The following is a 1349-nucleotide window of genomic DNA, read 5'->3' on the forward strand; positions in this document are numbered from 1 at the left end:
ACAGGGCCCGGCATGGGATGCCGGGCCCTGCTAGGACTGCTGTCGCTCTAGCTGGCTAGAACGTCAGGCCTTGGTGGTGGTGCCGCCGTCCTTGGTGACGATCGAGCCGGACCACAGGTTGGCGGCCGACTTGTAGATCGCGTAGGTCTCGGTGTCGAAGTACGGCGAGGTGCTGAAGTCGATCCGGCCGTTGCCGTCAGCGTCACCGATGAGGCTGGTGACACCGTTGATGTAGCCGAGGCGCTTGGTGCTGCTGTACTTGAGGATCCAGGGGCCACCGGAGGAGCCGGCGGTCATGGAGCACTTGAGGCCGATCTGGGCCTCGGCCTTGAACTTCGCGGCAGCGGCGGCGGCGAAGGTCTTGCCGTAGCACCACTTCGGCGTGACACCGGTGTAGGGGGTGTCGCCGTCGGGGTGCGCGGCCGCGGGGTAGCCGAAGATGTAGACCGGCTGGCCGACCTTCTGGTTCCAGGTGAAGCCCTGGCCGCCGACGTTGTCGCCCAGGCGACCGGCGTCCTTCACGTAGAAGATGACGTAGTGGAAGATGTAGAACTGGGCCTCGGCGCCCGGCTTGACCCAGGACTTCACGAAGAAGTGCGTGATCAGGTAGTTGCCGTTGTCGTCGGTCGACTTGGTGCCCAGGCCCTCGTAGCCGTCGTACTCGCTCTGGGTGACGTGCTCGACCTTGGTGAAGGCCTTGGCGCCCGGCTTCTTCACGGTCAGGTCGGCAGCGGCGTCGTAGGTCTGCTTGTTGACCTCGGCCGGAGCGAAGACGGCGCCGGGGAAGTCCGGGCCGACGGTCTCGGTCTTGCTGCCGGGGATGACCTCGCCGACGCCGCCCTTACCGAGCCACTCCTGGTAGGTCTTCTCGCTGACGCGCTCCCGGTCGAGCTTCTTCTCGCCGCCCCAGGCATCCCACTTGGCCTTGGAGACCTCTTCGGCGCCGGTGTAGGCGATGCCGTTGTAGACGGTGACGAACGCGTAGTCGCTGTCGTAGTCCTCGTACACCGCGAAGTCGTAGTGGGTGTAGGCGGCCTTGCCGACGTAGATGCCCCAGGGAGCCTTGCCCTGGTAGTAGCCCGGGATGAAGACCCAGTTGTCGAGCGCACCGTTCTGGACACCCTCGTCGAACACGCAGTGTCCGGCGGTGGCGACCAGGTTGTGGTACTTGCTCTGGATCGAGGACCCGGAGCACCAGTACTCCTTGTCACCCACCGTGAAGAAGACCTTACCAATGGTCTTCGGCAGGTTGACGTTCTTCACCTTGGTGGGGGTGACCTTCTCCTGGCCGATCGGCGGGACAACGCCGGCCTTGCCGTCAGGAGCAGCGTCGCCGCCACCGAGCTTGA

The 1349-nt window shown here is 65.0% G+C and carries 1 protein-coding gene; it reads right to left on the reverse strand.

Translation table 11 applies throughout. From position 1 onward, the window contains the following. Nucleotides 1-63 precede the first annotated feature (63 nt). Nucleotides 64-1263, reverse strand: coding sequence for a hypothetical protein (locus tag AB0B89_RS36480; protein ID WP_358562382.1), 1200 nt, complete (start codon nt 1261-1263; stop codon nt 64-66). Nucleotides 1264-1349 lie beyond the last annotated feature (86 nt).

Source organism: Sphaerisporangium sp. NPDC049002 (assembly GCF_040649355.1).
Lineage (GTDB): Bacteria > Actinomycetota > Actinomycetes > Streptosporangiales > Streptosporangiaceae > Sphaerisporangium.